Here is a 26913-nt window from a genome sequence, read left to right on the forward strand (position 1 = left end):
GAGTGATTCGATGAGAAAAGTTTTGGTAGCTAACAGAGGAGAAATTGCTGTACGGGTATTTCGCGCGTGTACAGAATTAGGGATCCAAACTGTAGGTGTCTATGCAGAAGAAGATGAATATTCCGTTCATCGCTTTAAAGCGGATGAGGCATATCTAGTTGGTAAAGGAAAAAGACCGATAGATGCGTATCTTGATATTGAAGGGATTCTTGAGATTGCTAAAGCTAGTGGAGCGGACGCGATCCATCCCGGTTACGGATTATTATCTGAAAACTTACACTTTGCCACACGGTGCAAAGAAGAAGGCATCACTTTTGTTGGGCCAGAACTTCATCATCTTGATATTTTTGGCGATAAGATCAAAGCGAAAACAGCAGCAATCGAAGCTGGTATCGCATCGATCCCTGGGACAGATGGTCCAGTAGAGTCAATTGAAGAAGTTTTATCATTTGCTGAACGTCATGGCTATCCAGTCATGATCAAAGCAGCATTAGGCGGTGGCGGTCGTGGGATGCGTGTAGCATATGACGAAAAAGGCGCTCGCGAAGGATATGAACGTGCAAAAAGCGAAGCGAAAGCTGCTTTTGGTAGTGATGAAGTCTATGTTGAAAAGTATATCGCTGATCCGAAACACATCGAGGTCCAGATCTTAGGGGATACCCATGGAAACATCATCCATCTCTTTGAACGGGATTGTTCAGTCCAGCGGCGTCATCAAAAAGTCGTAGAAGTTGCTCCTTGTGTTTCGATGAATGAGCAACAGCGTCAACGTATTTGCGATGCCGCTGTCCAGTTGATGAAGCATGTGGGATATGTCAATGCAGGGACAGTCGAATTTTTAGTGGAAAATGACGAATTTTATTTTATTGAAGTCAATCCACGTGTCCAAGTGGAGCATACGATCACTGAGATGATTACGGATGTCGATATCGTGACGACGCAATTATTGATTGCACAAGGAAAAGATCTGCATAAAGAAATCGGATTGCCACAGCAAAGTGAAATAAAAATCAAAGGTTCAGCCATCCAATGTCGGATCACAACGGAAGACCCATTGAGTAACTTTCTACCAGATACTGGTAAGATCGATACGTATCGCTCACCAGGTGGGATGGGCGTCCGCTTAGATGTAGGGAATGCCTATGCAGGTTACATCGTTACCCCATATTTTGATTCGCTTCTAGTAAAAGTTTGTACCCATGCGGCTGATTTTGCAACAGCGATCCAAAAAATGGAACGTTGCTTGAGAGAATTCCGTATCCGTGGAGTGAAAACAAATATTCCATTTATGTTGAATGTCATCTTGCACCCAGAATTTCAATCAGGACAAGCTAAAACGACGTTCATCGATAGTACCAATGAATTATTTGACTTCCCACGCTTACGTGACCGTGGAAATAAAACGATGAAATACATCGGAGAAATCACAGTAAATGGTTTCCCTGGCATTGAACGTGGTGAAAAACCATATTACGATGCACCACGTATGCCAAAAGAGCTGATCACTCGTCCGGATTACATCACAGCAAAAAATGTTTTAGACAAAGACGGCGCTTCTGCATTAGTGGATTGGGTCAAACAACAAGAAAATGTGTTATTGACAGATACCACGTTTAGAGATGCCCATCAAAGCTTATTGGCTACTCGTGTGCGCACAAAAGATTTCAAAGAAATCGCGCGATTGACTGGTGAAGGGCTTCCTGAGCTGTTTTCAAGCGAAATGTGGGGCGGTGCGACATTTGACGTCGCCTATCGTTTCTTGAATGAGGATCCATGGAAACGCCTGAGAAAGATTCGCTCCTTGATGCCAAATACTTTATTGCAAATGCTCTTTAGAGGATCGAATGCTGTCGGCTACTCCAACTACCCAGACAACGTGATCGCTGAATTTATCAAAGAAGCAGCGACACAAGGCATCGATGTCTTCCGGATCTTTGACAGTCTGAACTGGGTACCGCAAATGGAAAAGAGTATCCAAGCCGTTCGTGATACAGGGAAAATTGCAGAAGCGACGATTTGCTACACAGGTGATATCAATGATCCAAGTCGTGCGAAATACAATGTGCAATATTATAAGGACATGGCAAAAGAGCTGGAACAGTTAGGCGCTCATCTGATCGCAATCAAAGATATGGCAGGACTGTTGAAACCGCAAGCTGCTTATCGCTTGATCAGTGAATTGAAGGCGACAACGGATCTACCAATCCATTTACACACACATGATACGAGTGGCAATGGCATCATCACTTACTCAGCAGCAACTAAAGCGGGTGTCGATATCGTCGATGTAGCGATGAGTGCGATGAGTGGAAATACTAGCCAACCAAGTATGAGCAGTTTGTATTACGCTTTGGTCAATGGTCCACGTGTACCAGAAATCAATATTGAAAATGCGCAACAGTTGAATCACTATTGGGAAGATGTTCGCATGTATTACAAACCATTTGAGAATGGCTTGAATGCACCTGAAACTGAAGTTTATATGCACGAAATGCCAGGTGGACAATACTCGAACTTACAACAACAAGCCAAAGCAGTTGGCTTAGGTCATCGTTGGGATGATATCAAAAAAATGTACCACACAGTAAACTTGATGTTTGGTGATATCGTCAAAGTCACGCCTTCTTCTAAAGTTGTAGGCGATATGGCCTTGTTCATGGTCCAAAATGAGTTGAGCGAAGAAGACATTTACGAAAAAGGCGAGACATTGAGTTTCCCTGAATCAGTCGTTACCTTCTTCCAAGGTGAATTAGGCCAGCCAGTAGGCGGGTTCCCAGAAAAACTCCAAAAGATCATTTTGAAAGGTCGTCCAGCCATCACCGAACGTCCAGGATTGTTCGCTGAAACAGTAGACTTCGAAAAAGTCAAAGCAGAATTAGCTAAAAAGATCGGCTATGAACCAAAACAAGAAGAAGTCTTGAGTTACTTGATGTATCCACAAGTCTTCTTGGATTATCAGACCGCTTATAATCAATTTGGCGATGTCACATTACTGGATACACCGACTTTCTTCCAAGGGATTCGTTTAGGGGAAACGGTCAACGTTCAAATCGAAAAAGGCAAGATCCTGATCATTCGTTTAGACGAGATCGGTGAACCTGATATTGAAGGAAATCGTGTGTTATTCTTTAATTTGAACGGTCAACGAAGAGAAATCACCGTCAAAGATACGTCGATCGTCAGTGCGGTAAAAACTAGACGAAAAGCAGAACCAACCAATCGCGAACAAATCGGTGCGACGATGTCCGGTTCAGTTTTAGACGTCTTGGTGAAAAAAGGCGATACGGTCAAAAGAGGCGATACATTGATGGTTACTGAAGCAATGAAGATGGAAACGGCCATTGAAGCACCATTTGATGGAGAAATCGCACATCTCTATGTTGTTGCTGGCGATCCCATTGCCTCAGGAGATCTATTGATCGAAGTTACAGAAAAATAAGAAAGGAGAGGGAACATTTGAAACGACTAGGTCTATTTATAGCAACACTACTATTCGTCACGTCGGCTTTATATTTGGAGCCAGTAGTGTTCCCTCCCAAACTTGAAACATCCACGCAAGACCAACAACTGATAGGAAATCAAAATCAGGTAACGTCTTGGAAATACCAGGAGCTAAATGCGACTGGCTTTTCTACATATATTGGTCGATCAGTCACCGAATTAGAAGCAGAGATTGGTTCACCTAAAGATCGTTTGACGAGCGGATTCGGCTTTGAGATCAGATATTATCAAGATCCAATTCAACAAATCGTACTTGAAGCAAATATACAAAATGACCGAGTAGAGGCTATCAAAGTTTTAAATGCGAACGCAACTAGTTTGACACCATTTGCCGTTGGCATGACTATGCAGGATCTGACAGAGATTACAACGATTTTTCCGAACTTCACATTTGAGTATGAAGAGACAGAAGTCGGAATCGAGTTAACTGAAGAAGACATGAATTATCGTCCCTTGATTGCTTTTGATAACGGTACATTTGCGATGCTTTTCTTTGATCAAGACACAGGTGGATTATTTTCAACAGTTTATTTAAATAAGAAAAGCTTATTGAAATTAATGCCTTACCAGGTCTTTGGAGAGGGATTGCCCCACTACGAAATGGACAGTTCAGCAGACTGGGAAAGTATCAATCAATCAAGAGAGCGTGTCATCACTCGAGTATTGACGAGATTACGCCAAGAAGCTGAACTGCCTGATTATCATTACTCTCCAGATTTTATGATCCAAACGAATGTACTGTTAACAGACTTTATCGAACAACCAGAAGAATGGTTGGCAGAAAATCGTTTGGCAGAGTGGCAAATGGCAACACAGACTTCGCAAACTACAGTTAAATTTACGTTGTCAAATGATGAAATCAATCGCTTAGTGGAAAAACGACAATTAGATCAAACAACTGGGATTTTCATGCATCCAATCATTGATCCGACTTTTTCAGTGTTATTGTTATATACTGATCCTTATTATCATGATCGATTCTTGGAAAAAGAACCAACACAGTTAGGCGTTGCGTTTTCGAAAGAAAACATGTTAGTCTTAATGAAGGAAAAAGAGGAGACTAGTGAAAGCAGTGATAATCAATGAGGAGTTGTTTGAACTGGAGGACCAGTGTCATCAGCTTGTTCAAACGATTGTAACAAGTAAAATGATGGAACAATATCTCAAAACTAAAAAAGAGATGGAAACTTCTATCAACGTCAACCAGTTAAAAAATGATTTTATTGTAAGCAGACAAGCATTTGAAGAAATTTCACCTTATGGAAAGTACATTCCAGAGTTTCGTGAAAAACAACGAACTGTACGCCAAGCCAAAAGGCAGTTGGATCTAAATGAGGAAGTAGCAGCTTTTCGAATAAGTGAAACAGAATTACAAAAGATACTAGATTCCATTGGAAAACAACTTGCACATACGATTTCGACGGAGATCAAAATCAGTGCAGGTAGTCCATTTTTTGAAAAAAGTGAAGGGTGCGGAGGAAACTGCCATGGACATAGAAAATAAAAAATTTGAACAAACACATCGGCGAGGGTTAGTCGTGTGGGTATATAGTTTAAAACAATTGAAAAATCTTCGCAAATTTGGATTAGTGCATTATGTCTCTCGTAAAATGAAGTATGTGATCATGTATTTAAATGAAGACAACTATGAACAAACGGAAGAAAGGATCAAGAAATTACATTTCGTACGAAATGTCGAACGTTCTTATCGACCAGATATCGAAATGAATTTTGCTGAAAAAATCGGCAAAAAGGCGGACACAAAAGAAGAAGGCTTCGAGATCGAAGAATTAAACACCAAGATCCGCTTAGCTGATCACGTATTCTAGTAAAGAGAGTCTAGCGTTATAGTTAATAAAATCGACGAAAATGAAGAAAATGTGATAAAAAGATTTTGAATAGTTATAAAAAGTTAAATTAAGAAAAAATAGACTTGAGAATTGACGATTTTAGTCGGAATCAAGTCTATTTTTTTGGTATACTAATAACAGTATGTTTCAAGGAGTGAGTAGATGCGAGTAATTTCAGGAGATTACGGCGGTCGCCGTTTAAAAAGTTTAGCAGGGCCAAATACTCGACCGACGTCTGATAAAGTCAAAGAGTCGATATTCAACATGATCGGTCCTTATTTTAATGGAGAGGTCGTTTTGGATCTTTACTCAGGAAGCGGGGGTCTAGCGATCGAAGCAGTTTCCAGAGGCTGTAGCTACGCAATCTGCGTGGAGAAAAACTATCAAGCACTAAAAATAATCAAAGAAAATATTGAAATCACTAAAGAACCGAACAAATTCAATACAATGAAATTAGATGCTGATAAAGCGATTGAGTCACTGGCGAAAGAAGATCAAAAGATTGATATTCTTTTTTTAGATCCACCTTATGCTAAACAAAAAATCGTCGATCAAATTAAACGTATGGAAGAATTGGCTCTTTTTCAGGATGCTGCCTTGATCGTATGCGAAACAGATAAGTCAGTGGAGCTTCCTGAGACAATAGGAAATTTTCAACAAATCAAACAGCAGACCTATGGCATCTCTGCGGTGACCATTTATAGAAAAGAGGAAATATAAATGAGAAGAGCTTTATTTCCAGGGAGTTTCGACCCATTGACTATGGGACATTTAGACACGATCGAACGAGCTGCGAAGTTGTTTGATGAAGTGATCATCGGTATCTTTATCAATCCATCAAAAAAAACATTGTTCACGGCTGAGGAACGCTTGGAATTGATCACACAAGCAGTCGCACACTTAGAAAATGTCCGAGTGATCCACCAAGAGACACAGTTGACAGTGACGACGGCAAAAGAACTAGGTATTCAAGCGCTGGTTCGAGGTGTTCGCAGCTTCAAAGATTTTGAATATGAACGTGACATTGCGCAAATGAATCATCATTTGAGTCCTGAATTGGAGACGGTGCTTTTTATGGCAAAACCAGAGTATAGCCATATCAGCTCAAGTATGCTTAAAGAGGTTCTTTATTTTGGTGGGGACGTGAGCACCTATTTACCTACTGTGATCAACGAAGCATTAGCTAGAAAGCGTGAAAGTGATGCAGAATAAAAAATGGTGGAAAACATTATCCGTAATCCTTTTAGGTACGTTATTAGCAGGCTTTGTCATTGTTCCTTTACCCTATTATGTGGAGGCTCCAGGTGCCACAATTGATCTTAAAGATATGATCACAGTCAATGACCAAGAAGATAAAGAATCAGGCTCTTTCTCTCTCACTTCTGTAGGAATCAGAAGAGCAACAGGATTTGGTGTCGTCTCCGCACTGCTGTCAGATTTCAAAGATGTTATCAGTGAAGAAGAGTTGACTGGTGGAGCGACAAATGAAGAATATAATCAGATGCAAAAATATTATATGGAGTCCTCACAAAATGCCGCTATCGAGCAAGCATTGAAACTAGCGAATATTCCTTATACGTTGGAATTCAAAGGTGTCTATGTCATGGGTGTCGAAAAAAATTCGAGCTTTTACAAGAAATTATCTGTTGGAGATACGGTGACGAAAGTAGATGGCTTGAGTTTTAAGAGTGCGGAAGAATTTATGGAGTACGTGAAAGGGCAAGAAGTAGGACAGGTTGTCACAATCACCTTCATCCACAATGGTAAAGAAGAAGAAGCTTCAGGTAAACTGATCGAGTTATCGACAGATAAAAAACCAGGAATCGGGATCACGTTGACCGACCATACAGAAATCGCCACAGATACAGAAGTGGCAATCAATTCTGGTTCAATCGGTGGTCCTTCAGCAGGCTTGATGTTTACTTTGGAGATCTATGAACAGTTGACCCATCAAAATATCCGTAAAGGGGAAAAAATAGCCGGTACAGGGACAATCAATCGTGCAGGTGAAGTGGGACGAATCGGTGGAATCGATAAAAAAGTGGCAAGTGCAGACGAAGCAGGAATGAATATCTTTTTTGCGCCAGATGATACGATTTCTGAGGAAGTGAAAAAAGAAAATCCAGATATCAAAACGAACTATGAAGAAGCCAAAGCTGCGGCTAAAAAACTCAATACATCGATGAAGATCGTTCCGGTCAAAACAGTGCAAGATGCCTTAGAGTATCTTGAGAACATGAAATAAACGGTTTATCGACTTGTATGTTTTGTACTCATATTTTAAAGCGAGGTCTAGACATGTTTAGCCTCAACTAATAATGCGCCATCCACGAAAATTGTTTTTTAAATTTTTGTGAGTGGCGCATTATTTTTCGAAGAGTTTCTATCTGTTCCCGCCGCTTATTCGGTTTAGGTGGTACGAAAGGGCTCATGTCCCCTCTTTTTCTTTTTTTTCAATAATTACAAAAAAACGTTTTGTTATTTTGTAGGTAATTTTAAGTAAGTTTGCTACCATAATAAAAAAAGAGTTAGAAAGGGGCAAGGAAAACATGGAACAACCAAACAATCGCCAATCATCATTCGATATCGGAGAATATTACTCCGAAAAAAAGTATAAAAAAAATTTTGGGCATTTGCGGAAAACAGCAGACTTTAAACGTGTATTGATTGATTTTGACAAACAACTGGAAGAAACGAAAGACCAACTGTCAAAACATCGAAACGGTGTGTTGTGGACCAGGCGCTTACTTGCAGATTTTCGACAGAAGAAGTTGAGTAAAACGGATAGAGTTTTCAATTTTATTCTTAGGCGTAAGAATAAAGAGCCTGAAAAATATGAGAATACACTAAAGGATTTGAATAGTAAATATTTTAAATCAGAATATATTCAATCGATTGTTGCTAAAGATGTATGGATTGATTCAAAAGAAATCGTTGATGAAATCGAGCGCTTAGCTTCAAGAGCGAAATCTATCCCTACGGCTCGCGGGTTGAAACTAAGGGAACAGCTTCGAGCACAATCTTCGGAGCAAAAAAAATGGCGTCAACCTGAAACAGAAGATGAATTACACTACAGTACCCTTTCTTTCCTAGAGGAAGGTGGAGAAAGCGAGAAGTCTCGCAAGATAACTATCCATGGAAAAGATGACTCCGTTATTTACGCAGTAATCCGACGAGCGAACAATGGGGAGAAAGTTTCATCGTATATAGAAGTTTCCCATAATGAAGAGGAACGAATCGAACGACCTATAACTGGACACCACAGAAATTCTTCCGTTCATGGCGAGGGAGCATTTACTGGTCATCATGAGCAACAAAGCAAACAACCAAGACGGTTATCACCAATTTCAGAGTTGCAAGAAAATAATGGAAGAAAAAATTCATTGAAAGATGAGGTTGAACGACGTGATTCGAAACCTCGAGAAGTAAAATCTGCGATCAATCAAGGACTTATTTCGTCAAAAAACTTATCTGTAGAAGGTGCTGTGCAATCGGTGAAACAACGAATCTTGGAAATAGAGAACAGATCTGGGAAGTCCGACCGTATGGTTTTTAATAGTCATAATGACTCAGGCAAACGTTCATTTGGCATGACCAAACAAGCAGCAATGAGTAAGTCAGGGGAAAATCGACGACCAGCTCCGCCTTCTCCAAGTTTGAAGCCGAAACCAAGGATAGAACCAACTAAATAAACCGTGGATATAAAAATAAAAGAAATCATCATTTGAGGCGTATCTAATAGTGAAGGAACATCGAAGTATAGATGTTTTTTCACTATTTTTTAGAAAGGAAAATGAAATAGCAAAGAATACCAATGAAGAAAATAGTTCAAGAAATCTTTGATTCGCCAAAACGTTTCATTCTATTTTTTATATGCAGTGTATCAGTTAGTATGATAGTAGGAGTGGTCTTATACCGTCAGATCGGTCCAACTAAGATCAATGAAGCTAGTAACGTACCGTTGCTAACTGCTACAAGCTCGGATAGTTACCAAAAAACTGCGACAACCGGAACAACGACAAACGACCCAATCATGTATGTAGACGTGAAAGGCAATGTCCATCGACCAGGAATATACGCATTTACCGACGAGGAACGTGTATTTGATATCATTGAAAAAGCAGGAGGATTGACTGCACACGCTGATGAAAAACAAATCAATTTTGCTGCAAAAGTTTCGGATCAACAAGTGCTTTATATTCCCCAAGTTGGGGAAGAGATGCCTCAGTTCGCAGAGGAAGTAAAGGCAAAAGAACAGCCAGAGGAAAAGAAAGTCAATCTTAATACTGCCAGCCTTGCTGAATTACAGGAGCTTCCGGGAATCGGGGCAATGAAAGCACAAGAGATCATCAATTATCGCGAAACCAACGGTTCCTTCCAAACAATTGAAAGTTTGAAAGAAATATCGGGATTTGGCGAAAAGACAGTTGAAAAACTGAAAAACTTCGTTACAATTACAATAGAATAAACCAATGAGGAGACAAATTATGAGCAATGAACGAATTCCTTGGGATCAGTATTTTATGGCACAAGCCGTATTATTATCATTAAGAAGTACATGTACACGATTAGAAGTAGGTGCCACATTAGTTAGAGAAAAACGAATCATTGCGGGTGGTTATAACGGCGCAGTGAGTGGGGATGTTCATTGTATCGACGAAGGTTGCTATGTCGTGAATGGTCACTGTTTACGAACGATCCATGCAGAAATGAATGCGTTACTCCAATGTGCAAAACTTGGAGTTCCTACAGAAGGGTCAGAGATCTATGTCACCCATTTTCCATGTTTGGCATGTACAAAAGCATTGCTTCAAGCAGGAATCAGGAAAATCCACTACTTGCATGATTATCGCAATGACCCTTATGCACAGTCATTGATTACCCAATTAGGTGCATCCGTCCATCAAGTCAATTTAGATATGAAATATTTTGCTAAACTTCAACAAGAGTCAACAGGAGAACTTGATTAAACAATTTGGCGAACAAGTTCGTAATTACTTGATTTTACCAGCAATGTCTTCGGTCATTTTATGTTTCGTTTACTATAAGGAGCATGATCTTTCTCGCTTGATCGTTGCTGGTCTTTTTCTTCTGGTCCTATTCAAACACAAGCAAGCCGTGATCTATCTTTGTTGTTTTTGCAGTCTGACAGTCTGGTTGGCTTGTCTTCGTTCAGAGGTTCCCTCGATTGATCACACAAAAACAACTGAAGAGTTTCTATTGATGACCGATACAATTCAACGGAATGGCGACTGGTTGATTGTAGAGGCGCGAAGAATCCCAACGAAACAAAAAGTACAGCTAAGTTATCAAGCCAAAACAAAAGCAGAAGCACAACAATGGGAAGACTTTCGCGGGTATCCGATCGAACTTCGAGTAACTGGCAGTTATCAGAAACCTGAATCCCTGCGTAATCGTTATGCATTTGATGCGGTCAAATATCTGAAGGGATCACGAACCAGTGGTCAGTTTCATGGAACTGATTTTCAAGTCCTGCCTTCAACAATGGGAGGGGTGACTCTATTTCGTGACCTCCGTGGCAAAGCAATCAATTATGTAAAAAAACGCTATCCTGAAAAAATAGGGAAGTATATCAACGCTTTACTTTACGGTTATCGTGATGCTTCTTTTCGCGAATCCGAATCAATTTTTAAAGCCACTGGGGTACTGCATCTATTCGCAGTTTCTGGGATGCATGTCCACTATTATTTAGGATTTTTGTATTATCTTTTTCGACGAAGTGGCTGTCTTTTGTCTATTACGATTCTTCCACTGACATTACTTACAGTGGGGTATATCCTATTAGCTGGAGGCTCATTTTCTGTGGTTAGAGCAGGGAGCTTATTTATGTTGAAGCTTATACTTAAATTGGCAGCAATCAAACTATCTACGCTTGATTGCTTTTCTTTGAATCTATGGTTGCTTTTATTGTTCGATCCATTGATCCTGCTTCAAATGGGCGCGCAATTAAGTATATGGATGAGTTTATTGTTTTTGACATTTTCTCACTCATCAAAAGGTTGGAACAATCGTTTATTCTATTTATTCCAAACAAGTGCAATCCAATTACCTTTAAGTGCTTGGTATTTCTATGAGTGGTCGTTTTTAGGTGGCCTATTCACGACACTTGGTATTCCATTATTCCAATACGTCCTTCTTCCAGGGGTGATCATTCTCTTTTTAGCAGGCAACATCCTTCCGCAGTCCTTATTAGAAATCCTCGAATCGTGTTTGATTCTCTTTGAAGACTTCCTCTCTTGTTTTGATTTCTCCACACTGACGATCGGGCAACCCGCTTTTTATTTCGTTTTATTGAGTATTGTCGTCCTCTTACTTTTGTTTGAGAGCGTAACGATTCCGCCATGGAAAAAAATCATTTATTCATTATCACTCCTCCTCAGTTATTTCTTGATACCATTACTTGATGCCTCGACTACGATCACCTTTATCGATGTCGGCCAAGGCGACAGTATCCTACTAAAAAGTCCGATGAAACAAGAAGTGATTTTAATCGATACTGGGGGCAGATTAAATGTTGAAACAGAAGCGTGGCAGCAACGTATTACTCGTCCTTATGCAGAAAATAATATCGTTCCGTATTTAAAAGGACAAGGGATCACCACGATCACAAAACTATTTCTCACACATAATGACACTGATCATATCGGAGAATTAGAGACACTCTCGTCACATTTCACCATTGAAAAGATATATATTGGTTGGGGCGCTGCCAAAGAGCCAAAGTTTCGCGAACGATTGATAAAAATTAGTCAGTTAGGAACCAAGATCATAGAAGTCAGGCAAGGAGATCGAATATCTGCTTGCTTTGACTTGTACGTTTTGATGCCAAGTAAAGAAGGGCAAGGAAAAAATGAAGATTCAGTGGTTCTCTGGTTCGCATATAAGAAGCAGCGCTTTTTATTACTGGGGGATTTGGATCAAGAAGGGGAACTCGACCTGTTGAATGCTTACCCAACATTAAGGGCGGAGGTCGTGAAACTAGGACATCATGGGAGTCGTAGTTCGAGTCATCCTATGTTTTTGGCTGCTTTACAACCGAAGATGGGGATTTTATCTAACGGGCTTGACAATCGCTATGGCCATCCACATCCTGAAGTCCTTGAAACGTTAGAAAGCTTAGAGAGTGCAGTTTATCGAACAGATAAAAATGGAGCGATCACTTTTTATTGGCATCCTATTTGGACAAAAAATGGCCGACTTCAGAAAATGATAGACTAGTAATTTTTGTTTTCTCGTGATAGGATAAATTGGAAAGTGGTGAGAGATGTGAGTATCCAAGTTGAACTACAAAAAATTCGTAAAGAAAAACTCGCACCTTGTTATCTCGTTTTAGGAACTGAGAAGTTTTTACAAGACCAAGTGCGTACAGAAATCCTCAAGAAAATACAAATATCAGGAGAAGATGACCTTAATTTTCTGCGATTTGATATGACTCAAGCAACGATCGATGACGTAATCGCTGAAGCAGAAACCTTACCGTTTTTCGGTGATCAACGGGTGGTTTTTGTCGAAAACCCTTATTTTTTGACGGGTGAAAAAAACAGCAACAGTATCGAACAAAACACAGATCTTTTAGTAGACTATTTAAAAGAACCGCTTGAATCAACCGTACTCGTTTTTTTTGCGCCTTATGAAAAATTAGATGAACGAAAAAAAGTCACGAAACAATTGAAGAAAACGGCGATATCGATCAATGTTCATCAATTGAATGAAAAAGAAGTGCGACAGTATTTATTGAATACATTAGAAAATACACCGCTTACTCTAGATCGTAAAGCAATTGCCCTTTTTTTACGATTGACTGATTTAGACTTATCAAAAATGATGGCAGAATTAGATAAATTGATGTTATATGGACAGAATCAATCAGCAATCTCTGCGAAAGAAATCGAACAATTAGTGCCTAAGACATTGGAACATAATATCTTTGACATGACACAATATATGCTTTCTGGAGATACGGAACATACCCTGCGATTATTTGAAGATTTAGTCACACAAGGGGAAGAGATCATCAAGATCAATGCGATCCTACTCTCCCAACTACGATTGTATCTCCAAACGAAATTTTTAGTCAAAATCGGGTACCAACAAGCAAACATTGCGGAAACTTTGAAAATCCATCCCTATCGGGTAAAATTGGCAATGCAAGAAGTTAGGAAGTTCGATGAACGAACATTAGTCCAATTGTTCGACCAATTAGTCGAGATGGACTATCAAGTAAAAAGTGGACAGATCGAAAAGAAATTGAGTTTCCAATTATTTGTGTTTCAGGCAGCTGAAAGATTAAATAATAAATAAAAACAATAGCAACACAAATACACACAGTTCGGTTGATCATCAAAGGGATCAGCCAAACTGTGTGTATTTGTGTATAGAAAAAGGAAATAAAAAAACCGGCCGTGGCCGATTTCCTTATTTAGCGATTTTTTTGCTTAAACGAGATTTGTCGCGGTTTGCTTTGTTTTTGTGGATAAGACCTTTAGTTTCAGCCATATCGATCGCTTTAACAGCGTCTTTATATAACGCATCTACGTTGTCAGCACCTGAAGCTACAGCATCCTCAAATTTTTTGATTGCAGTACGCATAGCACTAGTTTGAGATGAATTTTTTACATTCGCGTTTTCGCTTGTGCGAACACGTTTGATTGCAGATTCAATGTTTGGCATTTGTTTCACCTCCGATAAGTAAAGTTCTTACGCGTGTTACCGCATAATTCAACATTCATTATTATACCTAATGCGAGCGCGCATTGCAATATCAACATGACAAGTTTTTTTCCTTAACACGTAAGAAATATCAGAGAGCGTGGATTTATGAGTGCAGAAAAACAAAAAAACAAAAGAAAAAGCGCTGTTGTGGGAGACAACGAGCGCTTAACCAAACGTGGTTTAATTTATCTTGGTAAATAAATAATTGAATGGGATGTTTGGTACTGAAATAGTATATAACAAAGTCAACCGTTTGCAAAGTTTTTTTTGAAAAGGGATACGATTGCTTCAAATCAATGAATCATAACGTTAACATAGATTAGTTATTTTATAACTAATTAGAATGCATGAAAAGGAGCTATTCGGGTGTTCCAATGATTTTGATGTATTCATCGATGTTTTTGATCATCATTCGTTTGATGACTAATTGATTTCGACGATTCCATTTTCCGCTAACTTCCAATACATATTTGTTTAAAGGTAAACGTAAAACATATTTTGCCAAGTAGCGATCTTTAATTAGACAATTGATTACCCGATCTTCAAGTTGGAGATTCAAACCAGTCAACATCATTGGTTGTTCTTGTAAAACATACGTATCAATCAAAAGACCTTCAAAAGTTTCCACGAGCGTCTTCCTTTCTTCTAAATCAAACATTTCGCACTTTTTTTAAAATTTCCTGCATAAAAGAGGTGCACTTACACTTAGTATAACAAAAAAGAAGCACCAAGCCAAAAAAAAGCCGAAAGAACTTGAATAATCCCAAGATCTTTCAAGTTTTTCGCCTTTTTTTATAGATATTTAAAAAAATAGTTACGTATATTAAAAATTGGCATCAAAGACGTTTTGGATTAAATCAGGAAATAGTAAGTAGGTCAATCCAATAATCAATAGAACAGCCAATAAAAACCATCCAACAGTCCCAAAGAAATATTTTAGTTTTTGCATATGCGATCACCTCAAAACTAGTATACCACGAACAAAAAAATTATCCTTTTCTCAACCACTAGATGCATCATTATTTATTAAAAGAAAACAATTGGAGAATGCAATAGGCGATTCCAGAAGCAATCACAGGGCCCGCTGCGATTCCTTTTAAGAACACAACGCCTAAGATCGTTCCAAAAACTAAAGCCACAGTGATTTGTGGATCTGTCGCAATCAAGCCAACGCCTTTAGACGACAATACAGCAACTAAGCCACCACAGAAGATCGCTACCCAACCCATAGGTGATTTGAACGCATCAAGCAAATCTTTTAAACCAATATCACCTGTAGCAATAGGCACTAAAATCGCCGCAGTAATGATCGTCACGCCAATATTTATTCCTTTCCCTTGGAGCCATGTCAAAAAATCTTTTGATGCAGGAATAAACTTAACAAGTAAAATAAAACCAGTCGCTAACATCAGACTTTGATTTTTAGCAAGGACGGCTACCAGCATGATCAACCCAAGAAATAACCAACTTTCCATCAAAAAACCTCACTTTCTAATTATTCATCATACCATTTTTTTAATACGATGCAAAAGAGTCATTAGCAAAATATTTGATCGACCATAGAAGGAACCAAAAGGTACGAAGAATTAGACGAAAAGGCAAAATGAGAAAAATACCTACGTTGATGATGTCAAAACATGTTTTTATGAGGTGAAGAATAGAGTGTCTGATTTATCATGTATACTTGATGTGAAAAAGTAACAGATCAAAAATATATAAAAAAGAAAGGGTGAATGTTTGTGAGAGTCAGTTGAAATGGCGTAATTAAATAAGAGGAGATGGGAAAAAGAGAAGAAGATTATGTGGCATGTCATTCCATACACTGATTGATCAATTAAACATACATAAAAGCTGTGACGTACTGCTTACAACAAAATTATGATAGACATAATAAAAAAGGAGGTCATTTATGAAGCGAAAACCGATCAAGAAGCGCCAAATCGTACTGATCATCACTGGCATATGCCTATTATGGATTGGAGGAACAATGTATATGGACCATTTGAAGGTAGAAGAAGAAATGATTCGAGTTGTGAATAGTGAAGAAGCAAAAATCGTTTTGGAGAAAACATTGAAAAATCTTGACTCTAAGGCGTTGACATCTGAAGGAGTGATAAAAAACTATAAAATTGATTATAAAAATATCAAGAGAAATCCAATGGGTGGGATTAGTGTACCTCTAATTATAAATGATAATAATAAGTTACTTGTTTTTAATCTACTAGATCGAAATCAGATAAACGGGGAGCTAAGTAAGCTAAAAAATGATATTGTGCGTACTACTTCTGACCTATATGAATTACTAAAAGAAGGAGGGGAAGATAGTGAAGAATACTGAAAAAGAAAAGGTTGGAATAGCCAAGCAACAATATGAAACTTTGCGCTTAAAAGAGCCTTTCTTTAAAAATGAGGATAAAGAGTTCATCGGTTACGTCTCCCACATCAACAGCAAAATCACCGGCGAACAATCCTTTATCATTACCGACAAATATGTTCCCTTATCAGCATCTCTTAGCGAAAGGGAAAGCGTAAAAGAAGTCATGGTTTTATATCGTGGTTCGTCGTTTGATTCTTCATTAGATACCAAATTAGATTGGCAGTACAATAATATTTTTACAGCTTTTCAGGTGATCAATGGTGGTGGGGCAGCAGCGATGCCTCAGCTTCAATCTTCTGCGACAACACTACAACAAACATTGGAAGCTTATCCAAATGCTGAATTTTATGTATATGGTCATTCTTTAGGATCAATGAATGCGCAATATGCGTTAGCGAGTATTTCTTCAAGTGATGCGGATCGTATTTATGGCTATGTGTATCAGGGACCGAATATCTATGAGGTATTAACGCCTGAGCAAAAACGGCAAGCGGATTATTTGACCGCAGAGTATCGTCTTTTGAATTACATTGACTCAAAAGACTTAGTTGCGATTGGATATGGGGGAGGCAAAAAGGCAGTTGGGCAGATCGTTTATCCACTATCTGAACGGCTGGGCTTGAGGCGCACGATTGATCAACATATGTGGGGAGGTTACCAATTTGAGGAAGATGGTTCTTTATTAACAACGAATAGCAGTGGCACTGTATTAGCTGAGTATCAAAGACGATTGAAAAAAAGATCAATTGCTAGTATTAAAAGTGAATGGAGCGGACAAACAGGGGGAATTTCGGCAGCTAAAGAAGTTTACCTGGATGCAGTTCAAGCGAAAAGCATTGTTTCAGGAATGAAGACAGCGATTGATGAAAAAATCACTGAACTGATGACGGTCTATCAAACAGGCATCGATCAGGCGAATCAACTGTGGCAAGATACAATCGCTAATGCGCGTTCATATGGAAGCAATCTTACAGAAATGGAACAAATAGAAGCGTTAGAGCGAGGAGGGGTGACTCGACAACACGTACTAATCGAACCAGTCACTGACTATGAAGCGGCGTTGAATCAACTTCGCTCGATCAAATCAAGTTACGAAGATCTGATCTACCAAATCAATCAGACGATTGATCAGCAAATACAATTGGATAGTGAATTAGCGAGCCAATTCAAGAAAGGAACATTTTAGTGATGGCTAATAATGAGTCGAAAGAAATGAAAAAAATCGAAGAAGATTATTGGCGCAAGAAAGATGAATTAGAGAATAAAATAGCGGATCTTGAAGCAGAAAAACGTTCATTTACACGCTACTTAGATCAATTAGGAGAAAAAATCCCGCTGACTCAACGAATATTTTCAGACGGAGGAACTATCGATCCTCGTATCGCGTATCGCTTGATCAATGATGCAAGCGAAGAAGGGCAATATGTACGTAAAGCATTACATAGGATTGAAGACGAATTAGCAGAAAATCAGCAAAACTATCAGTCAGCTAAATTAAATCATAAAAATTAATCAATGGAAGGGCAAGAGAGCAATGTTTGATGAGCAAATAAGGGGACTAGAAAAAGCATTGATTTCTTGGTTTATTGCTAGTCATAGCCGTGCCAGTTCAGATACAAAGAAGAAGACGATCCAAGTCACGCGAGAACTCACAAACCAAGAATTAAAAGATAGGATAAAACAGTATACCGATCGCTTAACTGATGCGCAAAAGGAGAATGGGTCGATAAGGCAACGAACGTGGTCAAAGACATAACAAAAGCTTTTAGTTAGAAAACAGAAAAATCTCTGGAACATCCATCCTCTCGCACTACCTAAACTGAGTAAATGCTGGGAACAAAAGTAACCTCTTCGAAAAATAAGGCGCAATCCATAAAAATCTGAAAAACAATTTTCGTGGATTGCGCCTTATTTCTTGAGGCTAAACAATTCTGCCCCGACCGCGATTGAGAAGTTATTTACGTTTCAATCTTTCAAGAAAATAGTCTTCTAATACACCGCCTAGTACAAAGATGAGCCAAGAGTAAGCCCAGCTTCGGGTCATAAAGGACCAAACCATGTAAACGATGAAGATGCCCGGCCAGTATAAACGTTCAAATAAACGAATCGCTTCTGCTGATTCTCCGTACATGTGTTGAGATGCTCGTGGTCCTGGCTCATCTTCATCTGAGATAAAGAACGTGCCTTCAGCGACTTTTGAAAACCAAGTGTAGATGATGCTGACGTAGACGATAAAGAAGACGCCGAGTGCCACGGAAGCAAAGAAAAGTAATAAAGCGAATCCAATCGGTAAGCCAAAGGCTCTATTCGTCAAGATAGGTGTGACCGAAAGGATACATAAAATGATACCGAAAACTAGTCCTACTCGAAAACTTTTCGCATAGGCTTCTGTTTGTTGTCTTGCTTCAATTTTTACTTGTTGTGAATAGGGTCGATCATTTAGTTTCTTCTTACTAGCTGAATAGCTCAAACTTGTAGTAATAATCAAACCAACGCCTAAAGCGACCAGAAGAAACATTGCCAGAAAACCGATGATCTCGCTAATACCATTAGCAAAAAATAAGAGCATTCCTACAGCTAAGATACAACTAGCAATTCCTGTTGAAAGAAAAAGGGAGAAACGACGGACTTGGTTCCAAAATGAAATCACTTCATCGAGTTCAATCTCGTTTTCCCAGACTTCTTCGTCAAAAGAGGACCGAGAAAGTTCCAATTCTTGGAGGATCTCATCAATAGAACCAAATTCACTGATGACTGCACCAATGGCTTCATGCTCTGATTTTCCTTCTTCTAATAATCCGTGATACTGATCTTCCATGATTGCCAATAGGTCTTCTTTGGCTTTTTTTGTTTCAGGTGTATTCGGTACATTTAAAAATAAACTATCTAGATAATCCTTAATGGTTTTCATGTTTCTCCTCCTTGTAGAAAACGGTCAACAACGATTTTTGTTTGCTGCCACTCGTCTTTTTTTTCTTCTAATAATTTCTTCCCAGCACTACTGATTCGGTAATACGTTCGTTTCTTGCCATGGGTGACTTCGCCAGGATAAGAAAGGATCAGCCCTTGCTTTTCTAGGCGTGTAAACGCGGAGTATAAGGTTGTTTCCTTGATGATATACATTGAATCAGTTCCCTCGCGAATCTGTTTAGAGATTTCGTACCCGTAGGAATCTTCTTTGGAAAGAATCGATAAGATGATGGCATCATTATACCCACGAATTGCATCACTTGATATCACTCGATCACCTCCTTTATAATTACTACATCTGTCGTAATAATTATAAAACAATTACTACGACAGATAAAGTAAATAAAATGAATTACTTAGAATTCAGTCTTAGGTCTGAGTCTTTTTGGTAGAAATCGATCAGTAGAGACAATACATGTAGAAATGTAGCAATGTTCAGTCTAGATGTTTATTTCTTTTAGTCTCATTTGAGCTTTTATGAGTGATTTGGTACAATTGATATAAATATAAGGAAAAGGAGGGACATATTTAATGGGCAGCTTGACTAAAATAACAGAAACAGATAATTATTCTAGATATCATATTAGCTTTAGTCATGCAATTATTTTTGTATTTTCTATCCAAGGCATCAGTGCGCTTAAAAATAGAAAAATCAATCAAAAATAAATGACCATTCAATATGTTTATTCCATTTTTAACTAAGTACCAGATAAATGAAATAACAACAGGTCATGAATTTCTTCATGGCTTTTTTGATTGGTCTTAAGGAGCGAGAAATTGTATATTCAAGCGAATAAGATCAGTAAAAATTATAGTGGTGTACCTCTTTTTGAAAATTTGAGTTGCACACTCAATATGCAAGACAAAATCGGATTGATCGGACAAAATGGAACTGGGAAAACAACTTTTCTTCAAATGTTGATCGGATCTGAAGGTGTTGATGAAGGGACAGTTAGTAGGAAAAAAGGGCTGTCGATTGGTTATATTCCACAGAAAATGGAAAATGGCTCAATCGCTACTTTTGACTATGTGTATCAAAGCTTCAAAGACATCCAAGAATTGCAAACACAACTCAATTACTATGAAGAAAAAATGTGTATCGCAACGGAAGATCTGGACCATATCATGAAAGTATATGGCGACTTGCAGCAACGATTTGAGACGATGGGCGGATATGGATTAGAAGATCGGATCACGAGTGTTTTGAAAGGATTAGACCTTGCAGAACAAATTGAAACACCGCTCGGTCAATTAAGCGGAGGCGAACGTATTCGAGTAGAATTAGCCAAAGTATTATTACAAGAAAATGATGTCCTTCTATTAGATGAGCCAACCAATCATCTTGATCTCGACTCCGTACAATGGTTAGAAGAATATCTGAGATTGACAAATTGTGCGTTCCTCGTGATTTCCCATGATCGTGCGTTCCTTGACAATGTAGTCAAAAAAATCATGGAGATCGAGGACGGTCAGATAATCGAATATTCGGGAAATTATAGTCGTTACATGACGTTGAAAAAACAACGGATACAGGAACTTCAAAAAAATCATGAACTTCAGCAAAAAGAAATCAAACGATTGAAAGGAATGATACGACGCTATCGCCAATGGGGGAATGAAGGAGACAACGAAGCATTCTTTAAAAAAGCATAAGAAATCGAGCGTAGATTAGAAAAAATGATACTGATAAATGCGCCTAAGGTCCCCCGCAAAAAACTAACTACAATCAGTCAAGATGATCTGTCGGGGAAAGAAGTGTGGGTTGCCAAAAATATAAAGAAAACAGTAGGTAAAAAATATTTGTTTTCAGATAGTTCGTTTAAGGTCTATCGTGGTGAGCGGATCGCCATATTAGGTAAGAATGGTTCTGGGAAATCAACGCTATTAAAAGTAGTGATGGGGGAAATAGGAGTAGATGAAGGGGCCATTAAAACTGGCGCAAGTTTGTCAATTGGCTATTTACCTCAACGATTAACGTTTGATCAACCAGAACAACGGATATTGAATTATGTTAAATACCTGATACTTGATGAACAGAAAGCACGACAAGTATTAGCGAATTTTGGATTCTTCAGTGGGGATGTTGCTAAAAGGATCAAAGATCTTTCTGGTGGAGAACAAGTAAGGCTGTACCTCTTGAAACTGTTCCAAAAGAAAATCAATGTATTGATCCTAGATGAACCAACCAATCACTTGGATATCTATGTAAGAGAAGAAGTCGAAGAATTATTGTCTACATTTACCGGTACCATTTTAGCAGTTACTCATGATCGCTATTTCTTGCGAAAGAATTTCGATCAGATCTTATTAGTGAAAGATAAAAAAATCGAAAAGTTGTTGTATGAGGATCATTCATTTTAGCTCAAAAAAGTATATAAAAAATAGTAGTAAGCTCAGCGATGCGTGATCTTACTACTATTTTGTTTTGTTGTTGCGCTTACCAATCATTAAGCTGGTTTGCGATGAGCATATCAAATTACATTGCGATGAACCAGTAACCGATCAAGATGATCCCTAGAATGATACGATACCAGCCAAAAACAGTAAAGTCATTACGTTTCAAGTAGTTGATCAAGAACTTGATCGCAAAAATCGAAACGATGAATGAAACCACAGTACCTACTAAAAGAATAACTGTTTCTTCCATTTGGAAGCTGTTGCCATCAGCAAGGTATTTCACGATCTTTAATCCACTGGCACCAAACATCACTGGAATGCCAAGGAAAAATGAGAACTCAGTGGCAACGAAGCGGGAAGCACCAATCAGGATTGCTCCAAGGATCGTAGCGCCGGAGCGTGAAGTCCCTGGTATCAAAGCCAAGACTTGGAAAGCCCCAATCAGAATCGCTGCTTGGAAAGTCAAATCATTCAGGTTTGACCAACGAGGTGTTTTATTTTTGTTTCGCTTTTCAACAATGATGAAACCGATACCGTAAACGATCAAGGCGATCGCTACTGGTAAAAATTTATAAAAATGGGCATCTAACCAATCGTCCAATAATAAACCAATAATAGCTGCTGGCACACAAGCAACAAGTACTTTTGACCATAAAACCCACGTATCTTTTTTCTCGTTCGAGGATTTGCTAGGAGCAAAAGGGTTCAACTTGTGGAAATACAAAACAACGACGGCTAAGATCGCTCCTAATTGGATCACGACATTGAACATCGACATGAATTGTGAACTCGCATCAAGCTTGATGAATTCATCTGCTAAGATCAAATGTCCTGTACTACTGATTGGCAGCCACTCTGTGATTCCTTCAATGATTCCTAGAATCGCTGCTTTTATGATATTTGCAAAAAACATAAATTCCTTCCTTCCCAATTAAAATACAACATTTAGTATACCGTTCTTTGTTTCCAAAGCCAAATTGTTTCTTTGAGATTCATACAAAAATAAAGGACTTCAAAAAAAGTACACTGAAATCAAAAGACTTCAATGTACTTATTCAATGACTCATCACATAAATGATTCTCTTGTCTGTTGTTTTCCTTGTTCGATATAACTGGTATCGTTGACACTTTCAATTGAAAAACGACCATTTTTATAGGTTACTTTTGTGACACTACCATTTAACAATCCAGCACGAACTGGTTGAGAAGGATCGATCAAGCTAAGAAGAAAAGCAATCGTTAGGCCGTGGGAGACGACTAAAACATTGCCACCATTGTTCTTCTCACACTGATGGGCGATATCTTCAAAACCTGACCAGACACGTTCTTTTAATTCGGCATAAGGTTGCGCCCAGCCAGCAGTATCCGTCTCATAGATGGCATTAGCGATTTGTTCAAAGGTCACATCTGTGGTGAACATCTCATCGTATGTTTGAAAATTTAGTACACGAGGAATGACACCCCACATCTCCATATCGTAGCCACCTTCTAGCGAACCAAAACACCATTCACGAATCCGTTTATCAATAAAGTAAGGAATTTCTTTCCCTTTTGTATGTTCGCTTAAAACGATCCGTGCCGTTTCGATTGCTCGGCCACTGTCGCTTGAATAGGCGTAAGAAAAATCGATATCTTTTAGACCTTTACCTAAAAAATGGATACCTTCTTGTCCTTGTTTCGTCAATGGTGTGTCACACCAGCCTTGCACACGTTCAATCGTATTGAACATTGTTTTACCATGACGGACGATATACAGGGTTGTTTCACTCATGTTGAACGACCTCCTAAGTTTGATTAAGCGTTAAAAAATGGGTTTGTTTTTTTCTCGTGTTCAATCGTTGTTGGTTCTCCATGGCCAGGATAGACCACAAATTCATTTGGTAGAACAAAAAGCTGTGTCGTGATGCTATAGAGTAACTGCTCTAAATTACCGGTGTAGAGATCGGTGCGACCGATACTCCCTTTAAAGAGTGCGTCTCCAGATATCACGAAGTCATCGAAAATAAAGCTAACACTACCGGCTGAATGACCAGGTGTTGGAACGACTTCAAATGACATATTCCCAAGACGGTATTGTTTCATTTCAAATTCATATTCCGCAGGAGAAACAATGATATTATCCATATCATCATGGCGACCAAGTCCTGAGAGATTCAAGATGGGATCTCCAAGCCATTCTTGTTCTAATGGACTGACATAGACAGGGATGTCATAGGTATTTCTCAATGCTTCGACAGCGCCAATGTGGTCGTAATGCGTATGAGTCAATAAGATAGCGACAGGTTGTTGCTGGGTCTTCTTGATTTGTTCTTGGATCATTTCAGCGTCAGCTCCTGGATCAATGATCAGAAGCGCTTCGTCATTGTAGACAAGGTAACAGTTTTCCTCGATTGTTCCAGTTTTTAATTGTAAAACATGCATAAAAGGAAACCTCCAACTTTTAAAAATTCTTTCTTCTATCGTTCGATATAAGTATAACGCAAATATGGATCAGAAACAAAAGTGTCTACTTTTATAACATCAGTTATCTGAATTGTCAGATTATATGAAAAGTGTTTAAAAATTTTAAACGGAAGAATAGAAAATTTTCATTGATTTTTCATTTACTCTTGTTACATTGAGTGTATCCAAAAATCCAAATTCTACATCCTATATCCCTGCTTATCCGAGCAGGGTGTTTTTGTTTTTTGCGAAACGGTCTATTTTGCGGTACTCTAATACAAGAAGGAGGCGACCATGGTGAAAAAATCTAAAATATCCGTCCGTCACTTAGTCGAGTTCATCTTGCGTCGCGGAAGTATCGATAATCGAAAGAAAAGTAATCATACCGCCTTGGAAGGTGCAAAAATCCACCGCAAGCTCCAAAAAGAAGCAGGCGAAGAGTATCAAAAAGAAGTGTTCTTACAAACCAGTGTACAGCTTGATCCTTATGAACTGATCGTTGAAGGACGAGCAGATGGTATCTTCAAAAAAGATGGTGTGTACCACATCGACGAAATTAAAACGTCGGAACCACGCTTTGAAGATTTAGAACCCGAACAAGTCGAATTGTTTTTTCATCAAGCAAGAGTGTACGCCTATATTTATAGTCAAGAAAACAACTTAGAGGAGATCAACCTCCAGCTAACCTATTATCAAACCACAGAAGAAGTCATCACAAGGAAAGTGGAACATCAGACGAGAGAACAACTGGAAGTGTTTTTTAAAAAACTGACCGAGGATTACCAAGAGTGGCTGATTTTTCAGCAAAATTGGCGTACGGTACGTAATGCCTCATTGATGGCACTAAAGTTTCCATACGAAGAGTATCGTAAAGGACAAAGGGAACTGGCAGTTGCTGCCTATAAAACGATCCGGACAAAACAAAAACTGTTCGCGGAAGCTCCCACTGGTACTGGAAAAACGATCTCTACATTATTTCCATCCTTAAAGGCGATCGGAGAAGATGAAGGAGAACGTATTTTTTACTTAACCGCGAAAACCATTACGAGACAGGTGGCTGAAGATGCGTTAGCAGCGTTAAAAGATGTTGGGGCTGAGACAAAAAGTGTGACCTTGACAGCGAAAGATAAGATTTGCTTCTTAGATGAGACCACGTGTAATCCAGACCAATGCCCTTATGCCAATGGCTATTATAATCGAATCAACGAGGGGTTATGGGATTTATTAAACCACGAAAACCAGATTACTCGTGAGGTAATTGAGAAATATGCGAAGAAACATACCTTATGCCCATTTGAACTCTCTTTAGATGTCAGTTTATGGTGTGACGTGATCATCGGGGATTACAACTATCTGTTCGACCCAACGGTTTACTTGAGACGATTTTTTGATGAAGAGAAAAATGAAGATCATCTTTTCTTGATCGATGAAGCACACAATTTAGTCAATCGTTCAAGAGAAATTTATTCTGCTGAATTATCTTATGGAAAAGCACGTAAAGTCTATGGAGAGATCCCGAAGGAATTTAAAAAACTACGTCGTCGATGGAATCGTCTTTTAAAAGCTTTTGATCAGATCCAAGAAATTGCTCTTGAAGAAGGATGGAACTATCATCATCAAAAAGCCCCAGCAGATTCATTGATCAACGCAGGGTTTCAACTCGGTGAATTTATTCAAGAATGGTTGGCTGAATATCCTGAACACCCGATGCAAGAGCAAATTTTAGGATTTTATTTTGACTTGAATCATTTTTTAAAAATCAGTGAATTCTATGACGATCACTATGAAACAACTGTAGAGAAAAGTTACCATGATTTGATCGTGAAGCAATTTTGCATCGATCCTAGTTTATTTTTAGAACAATCGTTGAATAAAGGACGGAGTAGTCTTTTGTTTTCTGCGAGTTTTTCACCACTTTCTTATTATCAAGAAACATTAGGGGGCAAAGAGAGTTTAGCGTATCGCTTACCTAGTCCATTCCCAATTGAGAATCAACAAGTACTTATAGCAAGTTATCTTGAAACGACGTATCGCAAAAGAGAGCAGAGTATGCCACGTTTAGTCGAAACGATTCAACGTTTCATTCAAGGGAAGAAGGGCAATTATATGATTTTCTTTCCTTCCTATCAATATTTGGACCAAGTCGCCGAAGTGTTCAAAGAAACTTACCCTTCGACTCGCACACTTATCCAAGGAACCCAGTTGAATGAACAAGAACGAGAAGATTTCTTAGCAGAATTTATAGTCGAACCGCAAGAAACATTAGTAGGCTTTTGTGTACTTGGCGGCATTTTTTCAGAAGGAATCGATCTACGCGGATCACGCTTGATTGGTAGTATGATCGTTGGTGTGGGCTTACCACAAATGAATCATGAGCAAGAGTTGATCAAATCTTACTATGATGAAAAAGAACAACTAGGTTTTGCTTATGCTTACCAGTTACCAGGAATGAATAAAGTATTGCAAGCAGCTGGGCGAGTAATCAGAGATATGGAAGATCAAGGCATTGTGCTTTTAGCCGATCAACGCTTTGTCTCATCAAATTATCGTAAACTTTTCCCGCCACATTGGCACCAAGCAAAAGAAGTTCGAACAGTTGAGGCACTATCACAAACTATCCATCAGTTTTGGCAAGACCATTAA

General features: G+C 38.8%; 27 protein-coding genes and 1 pseudogene. 19 read left to right on the forward strand and 9 right to left on the reverse strand.

Translation table 11 applies throughout. The features are described 5' to 3' along the window. The first annotated feature begins 10 nt into the window (after positions 1-10). The 12 genes from IGJ49_RS06050 (at position 11) to holA (ending at position 13673) form a co-directional block, all read left to right on the forward strand. Complete coding sequence (locus IGJ49_RS06050) at positions 11-3439, forward strand: pyruvate carboxylase (RefSeq protein ID WP_349520307.1); 3429 nt, start codon at positions 11-13, stop codon at positions 3437-3439. 17 nt (positions 3440-3456) lie between these two features. Beyond that, positions 3457-4587: a CAP-associated domain-containing protein gene (locus IGJ49_RS06055; protein ID WP_062805346.1), complete on the forward strand. Its 1131-nt coding sequence runs from the start codon at positions 3457-3459 to the stop codon at positions 4585-4587. Next, complete coding sequence (locus IGJ49_RS06060; protein ID WP_041684405.1) at positions 4574-5005, forward strand: YlbF family regulator; 432 nt, start codon at positions 4574-4576, stop codon at positions 5003-5005. Before IGJ49_RS06055 ends, IGJ49_RS06060 begins: the two co-directional genes overlap by 14 nt. After that, positions 4989-5330, forward strand: a complete 342-nt coding sequence (locus IGJ49_RS06065; RefSeq protein ID WP_010735656.1) for a YlbG family protein — start codon at positions 4989-4991, stop codon at positions 5328-5330. Before IGJ49_RS06060 ends, IGJ49_RS06065 begins: the two co-directional genes overlap by 17 nt. Positions 5331-5513: 183 nt before the next feature. Continuing rightward, positions 5514-6071, forward strand: a complete 558-nt coding sequence (gene rsmD / locus IGJ49_RS06070) for a 16S rRNA (guanine(966)-N(2))-methyltransferase RsmD (RefSeq protein ID WP_023519532.1) — start codon at positions 5514-5516, stop codon at positions 6069-6071. Beyond that, positions 6072-6563, forward strand: a complete 492-nt coding sequence (coaD, locus tag IGJ49_RS06075) for a pantetheine-phosphate adenylyltransferase (protein WP_438722754.1) — start codon at positions 6072-6074, stop codon at positions 6561-6563. Beyond that, the gene (locus tag IGJ49_RS06080) at positions 6553-7596 is read left to right on the forward strand and encodes a SepM family pheromone-processing serine protease (protein ID WP_438722756.1); all 1044 of its coding nucleotides are present in this window, start codon (positions 6553-6555) and stop codon (positions 7594-7596) included. The genes coaD and IGJ49_RS06080 overlap by 11 nt, the downstream gene beginning before the upstream one ends. A gap of 304 nt (positions 7597-7900) precedes the next feature. Beyond that, the gene (locus IGJ49_RS06085; RefSeq protein ID WP_349520311.1) at positions 7901-9043 is read left to right on the forward strand and encodes a hypothetical protein; all 1143 of its coding nucleotides are present in this window, start codon (positions 7901-7903) and stop codon (positions 9041-9043) included. Between the two features lie 122 nt (positions 9044-9165). After that, entirely contained in the window at positions 9166-9819 is a 654-nt protein-coding gene (locus IGJ49_RS06090; protein WP_438747909.1) for a helix-hairpin-helix domain-containing protein, read from the forward strand. A 19-nt stretch (positions 9820-9838) separates the two neighbouring features. Beyond that, positions 9839-10321 (forward strand): ComE operon protein 2, encoded by a 483-nt coding sequence (locus tag IGJ49_RS06095; RefSeq protein ID WP_438722759.1) that lies wholly within the window; start codon positions 9839-9841, stop codon positions 10319-10321. Next, positions 10314-12590 (forward strand): DNA internalization-related competence protein ComEC/Rec2, encoded by a 2277-nt coding sequence (locus tag IGJ49_RS06100; protein ID WP_438722761.1) that lies wholly within the window; start codon positions 10314-10316, stop codon positions 12588-12590. Before IGJ49_RS06095 ends, IGJ49_RS06100 begins: the two co-directional genes overlap by 8 nt. A gap of 36 nt (positions 12591-12626) precedes the next feature. After that, a complete protein-coding gene (gene holA / locus IGJ49_RS06105; protein ID WP_349520314.1) occupies positions 12627-13673 on the forward strand; it encodes a DNA polymerase III subunit delta in 1047 nt (348 codons plus the stop codon). Positions 13674-13787: 114 nt separating this feature from the next. On the opposite strand, the gene rpsT is transcribed toward holA, so the two are convergent. From rpsT to IGJ49_RS06125, 4 genes are all read right to left on the reverse strand, one after another. Next, entirely contained in the window at positions 13788-14042 is a 255-nt protein-coding gene (gene rpsT, locus IGJ49_RS06110) for a 30S ribosomal protein S20 (protein ID WP_010735647.1), read from the reverse strand. 400 nt (positions 14043-14442) lie between these two features. Continuing rightward, a complete protein-coding gene (locus IGJ49_RS06115; RefSeq protein WP_010735646.1) occupies positions 14443-14712 on the reverse strand; it encodes a hypothetical protein in 270 nt (89 codons plus the stop codon). A 195-nt stretch (positions 14713-14907) separates the two neighbouring features. Next, complete coding sequence (locus tag IGJ49_RS06120) at positions 14908-15033, reverse strand: hypothetical protein (protein WP_010735645.1); 126 nt, start codon at positions 15031-15033, stop codon at positions 14908-14910. Between the two features lie 70 nt (positions 15034-15103). Next, positions 15104-15559, reverse strand: coding sequence for a DUF441 domain-containing protein (locus IGJ49_RS06125; protein WP_010735644.1), 456 nt, complete (start codon positions 15557-15559; stop codon positions 15104-15106). 434 nt (positions 15560-15993) lie between these two features. On the opposite strand from IGJ49_RS06125, the gene IGJ49_RS06130 reads away from it, so the two are divergent. From IGJ49_RS06130 to IGJ49_RS06145, 4 genes are read left to right on the forward strand one after another with little or no spacing between them, the layout of a single operon-like run. Next, the gene (locus tag IGJ49_RS06130) at positions 15994-16422 is read left to right on the forward strand and encodes a DUF1310 family protein (protein ID WP_438722764.1); all 429 of its coding nucleotides are present in this window, start codon (positions 15994-15996) and stop codon (positions 16420-16422) included. Further along, complete coding sequence (locus IGJ49_RS06135) at positions 16409-17647, forward strand: hypothetical protein (protein WP_438722765.1); 1239 nt, start codon at positions 16409-16411, stop codon at positions 17645-17647. Before IGJ49_RS06130 ends, IGJ49_RS06135 begins: the two co-directional genes overlap by 14 nt. Positions 17648-17649: 2 nt before the next feature. Then, the gene (locus IGJ49_RS06140) at positions 17650-17973 is read left to right on the forward strand and encodes a hypothetical protein (RefSeq protein ID WP_438722767.1); all 324 of its coding nucleotides are present in this window, start codon (positions 17650-17652) and stop codon (positions 17971-17973) included. Positions 17974-17995: 22 nt separating this feature from the next. Beyond that, positions 17996-18217 carry a hypothetical protein gene (locus IGJ49_RS06145; RefSeq protein WP_438722768.1) on the forward strand — a complete coding sequence of 74 codons (222 nt, stop codon included), beginning with the start codon at positions 17996-17998 and terminating at the stop codon, positions 18215-18217. 198 nt (positions 18218-18415) lie between these two features. Here the strand turns inward: IGJ49_RS06145 and IGJ49_RS06150 are convergent, their stop codons facing one another. Together IGJ49_RS06150 and IGJ49_RS06155 are read right to left on the reverse strand one after the other, a co-directional pair. Next, positions 18416-19372: a permease prefix domain 1-containing protein gene (locus tag IGJ49_RS06150; RefSeq protein ID WP_438722769.1), complete on the reverse strand. Its 957-nt coding sequence runs from the start codon at positions 19370-19372 to the stop codon at positions 18416-18418. Then, positions 19369-19701, reverse strand: a complete 333-nt coding sequence (locus IGJ49_RS06155) for a PadR family transcriptional regulator (RefSeq protein WP_019723123.1) — start codon at positions 19699-19701, stop codon at positions 19369-19371. Before IGJ49_RS06155 ends, IGJ49_RS06150 begins: the two co-directional genes overlap by 4 nt. A gap of 261 nt (positions 19702-19962) precedes the next feature. Here IGJ49_RS06155 and IGJ49_RS06160 point away from each other — a divergent pair, with 261 nt between their 5' ends. Next, on the forward strand, positions 19963-20097 hold the full coding sequence (locus IGJ49_RS06160) for a hypothetical protein (RefSeq protein ID WP_010735637.1): 135 nt from the start codon (positions 19963-19965) through the stop codon (positions 20095-20097). A gap of 111 nt (positions 20098-20208) precedes the next feature. Further along, positions 20209-21792: pseudogene (abc-f, locus tag IGJ49_RS06165) on the forward strand (ribosomal protection-like ABC-F family protein). 115 nt (positions 21793-21907) lie between these two features. On the opposite strand, the gene IGJ49_RS06170 reads toward abc-f, so the two are convergent. The 3 genes from IGJ49_RS06170 to IGJ49_RS06180 form a co-directional block, all read right to left on the reverse strand. Beyond that, complete coding sequence (locus tag IGJ49_RS06170) at positions 21908-22741, reverse strand: undecaprenyl-diphosphate phosphatase (RefSeq protein WP_010735635.1); 834 nt, start codon at positions 22739-22741, stop codon at positions 21908-21910. A gap of 153 nt (positions 22742-22894) precedes the next feature. After that, on the reverse strand, positions 22895-23599 hold the full coding sequence (locus IGJ49_RS06175; RefSeq protein ID WP_010735634.1) for a histidine phosphatase family protein: 705 nt from the start codon (positions 23597-23599) through the stop codon (positions 22895-22897). Between the two features lie 23 nt (positions 23600-23622). Continuing rightward, complete coding sequence (locus IGJ49_RS06180) at positions 23623-24249, reverse strand: MBL fold metallo-hydrolase (RefSeq protein WP_010735633.1); 627 nt, start codon at positions 24247-24249, stop codon at positions 23623-23625. A gap of 315 nt (positions 24250-24564) precedes the next feature. Between IGJ49_RS06180 and IGJ49_RS06185 the strand changes: the two genes are divergently transcribed. Beyond that, positions 24565-26913: an ATP-dependent DNA helicase gene (locus tag IGJ49_RS06185; RefSeq protein ID WP_438722771.1), complete on the forward strand. Its 2349-nt coding sequence runs from the start codon at positions 24565-24567 to the stop codon at positions 26911-26913.

The organism is Enterococcus sp. AZ171 (assembly GCF_051714005.1).
Taxonomy (GTDB): Bacteria; Bacillota; Bacilli; order Lactobacillales; family Enterococcaceae; genus Enterococcus_B; species Enterococcus_B pernyi.

Excerpts from the sequence above, each read along its gene's own strand:
- IGJ49_RS06050 (WP_349520307.1), top strand. The coding sequence starts at position 11 with ATGAGAAAAGTTTTGGTAGCTAACAGAGGAGAAATTGCTGTACGGGTA.
- IGJ49_RS06065 (WP_010735656.1), top strand. The coding sequence starts at position 4,989 with ATGGACATAGAAAATAAAAAATTTGAACAAACACATCGGCGAGGGTTA.
- rsmD (WP_023519532.1), top strand. The coding sequence starts at position 5,514 with ATGCGAGTAATTTCAGGAGATTACGGCGGTCGCCGTTTAAAAAGTTTA.
- coaD (WP_438722754.1), top strand. The coding sequence starts at position 6,072 with ATGAGAAGAGCTTTATTTCCAGGGAGTTTCGACCCATTGACTATGGGA.
- IGJ49_RS06080 (WP_438722756.1), top strand. The coding sequence starts at position 6,553 with ATGCAGAATAAAAAATGGTGGAAAACATTATCCGTAATCCTTTTAGGT.
- IGJ49_RS06085 (WP_349520311.1), top strand. The coding sequence starts at position 7,901 with ATGGAACAACCAAACAATCGCCAATCATCATTCGATATCGGAGAATAT.
- IGJ49_RS06090 (WP_438747909.1), top strand. The coding sequence starts at position 9,166 with ATGAAGAAAATAGTTCAAGAAATCTTTGATTCGCCAAAACGTTTCATT.
- IGJ49_RS06095 (WP_438722759.1), top strand. The coding sequence starts at position 9,839 with ATGAGCAATGAACGAATTCCTTGGGATCAGTATTTTATGGCACAAGCC.
- rpsT (WP_010735647.1), bottom strand. The coding sequence starts at position 14,042 with ATGCCAAACATTGAATCTGCAATCAAACGTGTTCGCACAAGCGAAAAC.
- IGJ49_RS06120 (WP_010735645.1), bottom strand. The coding sequence starts at position 15,033 with ATGCAAAAACTAAAATATTTCTTTGGGACTGTTGGATGGTTTTTATTG.
- IGJ49_RS06125 (WP_010735644.1), bottom strand. The coding sequence starts at position 15,559 with ATGGAAAGTTGGTTATTTCTTGGGTTGATCATGCTGGTAGCCGTCCTT.
- IGJ49_RS06130 (WP_438722764.1), top strand. The coding sequence starts at position 15,994 with ATGAAGCGAAAACCGATCAAGAAGCGCCAAATCGTACTGATCATCACT.
- IGJ49_RS06140 (WP_438722767.1), top strand. The coding sequence starts at position 17,650 with ATGGCTAATAATGAGTCGAAAGAAATGAAAAAAATCGAAGAAGATTAT.
- IGJ49_RS06145 (WP_438722768.1), top strand. The coding sequence starts at position 17,996 with ATGTTTGATGAGCAAATAAGGGGACTAGAAAAAGCATTGATTTCTTGG.
- IGJ49_RS06150 (WP_438722769.1), bottom strand. The coding sequence starts at position 19,372 with ATGAAAACCATTAAGGATTATCTAGATAGTTTATTTTTAAATGTACCG.
- IGJ49_RS06160 (WP_010735637.1), top strand. The coding sequence starts at position 19,963 with ATGGGCAGCTTGACTAAAATAACAGAAACAGATAATTATTCTAGATAT.
- IGJ49_RS06170 (WP_010735635.1), bottom strand. The coding sequence starts at position 22,741 with ATGTTTTTTGCAAATATCATAAAAGCAGCGATTCTAGGAATCATTGAA.
- IGJ49_RS06175 (WP_010735634.1), bottom strand. The coding sequence starts at position 23,599 with ATGAGTGAAACAACCCTGTATATCGTCCGTCATGGTAAAACAATGTTC.
- IGJ49_RS06180 (WP_010735633.1), bottom strand. The coding sequence starts at position 24,249 with ATGCATGTTTTACAATTAAAAACTGGAACAATCGAGGAAAACTGTTAC.
- IGJ49_RS06185 (WP_438722771.1), top strand. The coding sequence starts at position 24,565 with ATGGTGAAAAAATCTAAAATATCCGTCCGTCACTTAGTCGAGTTCATC.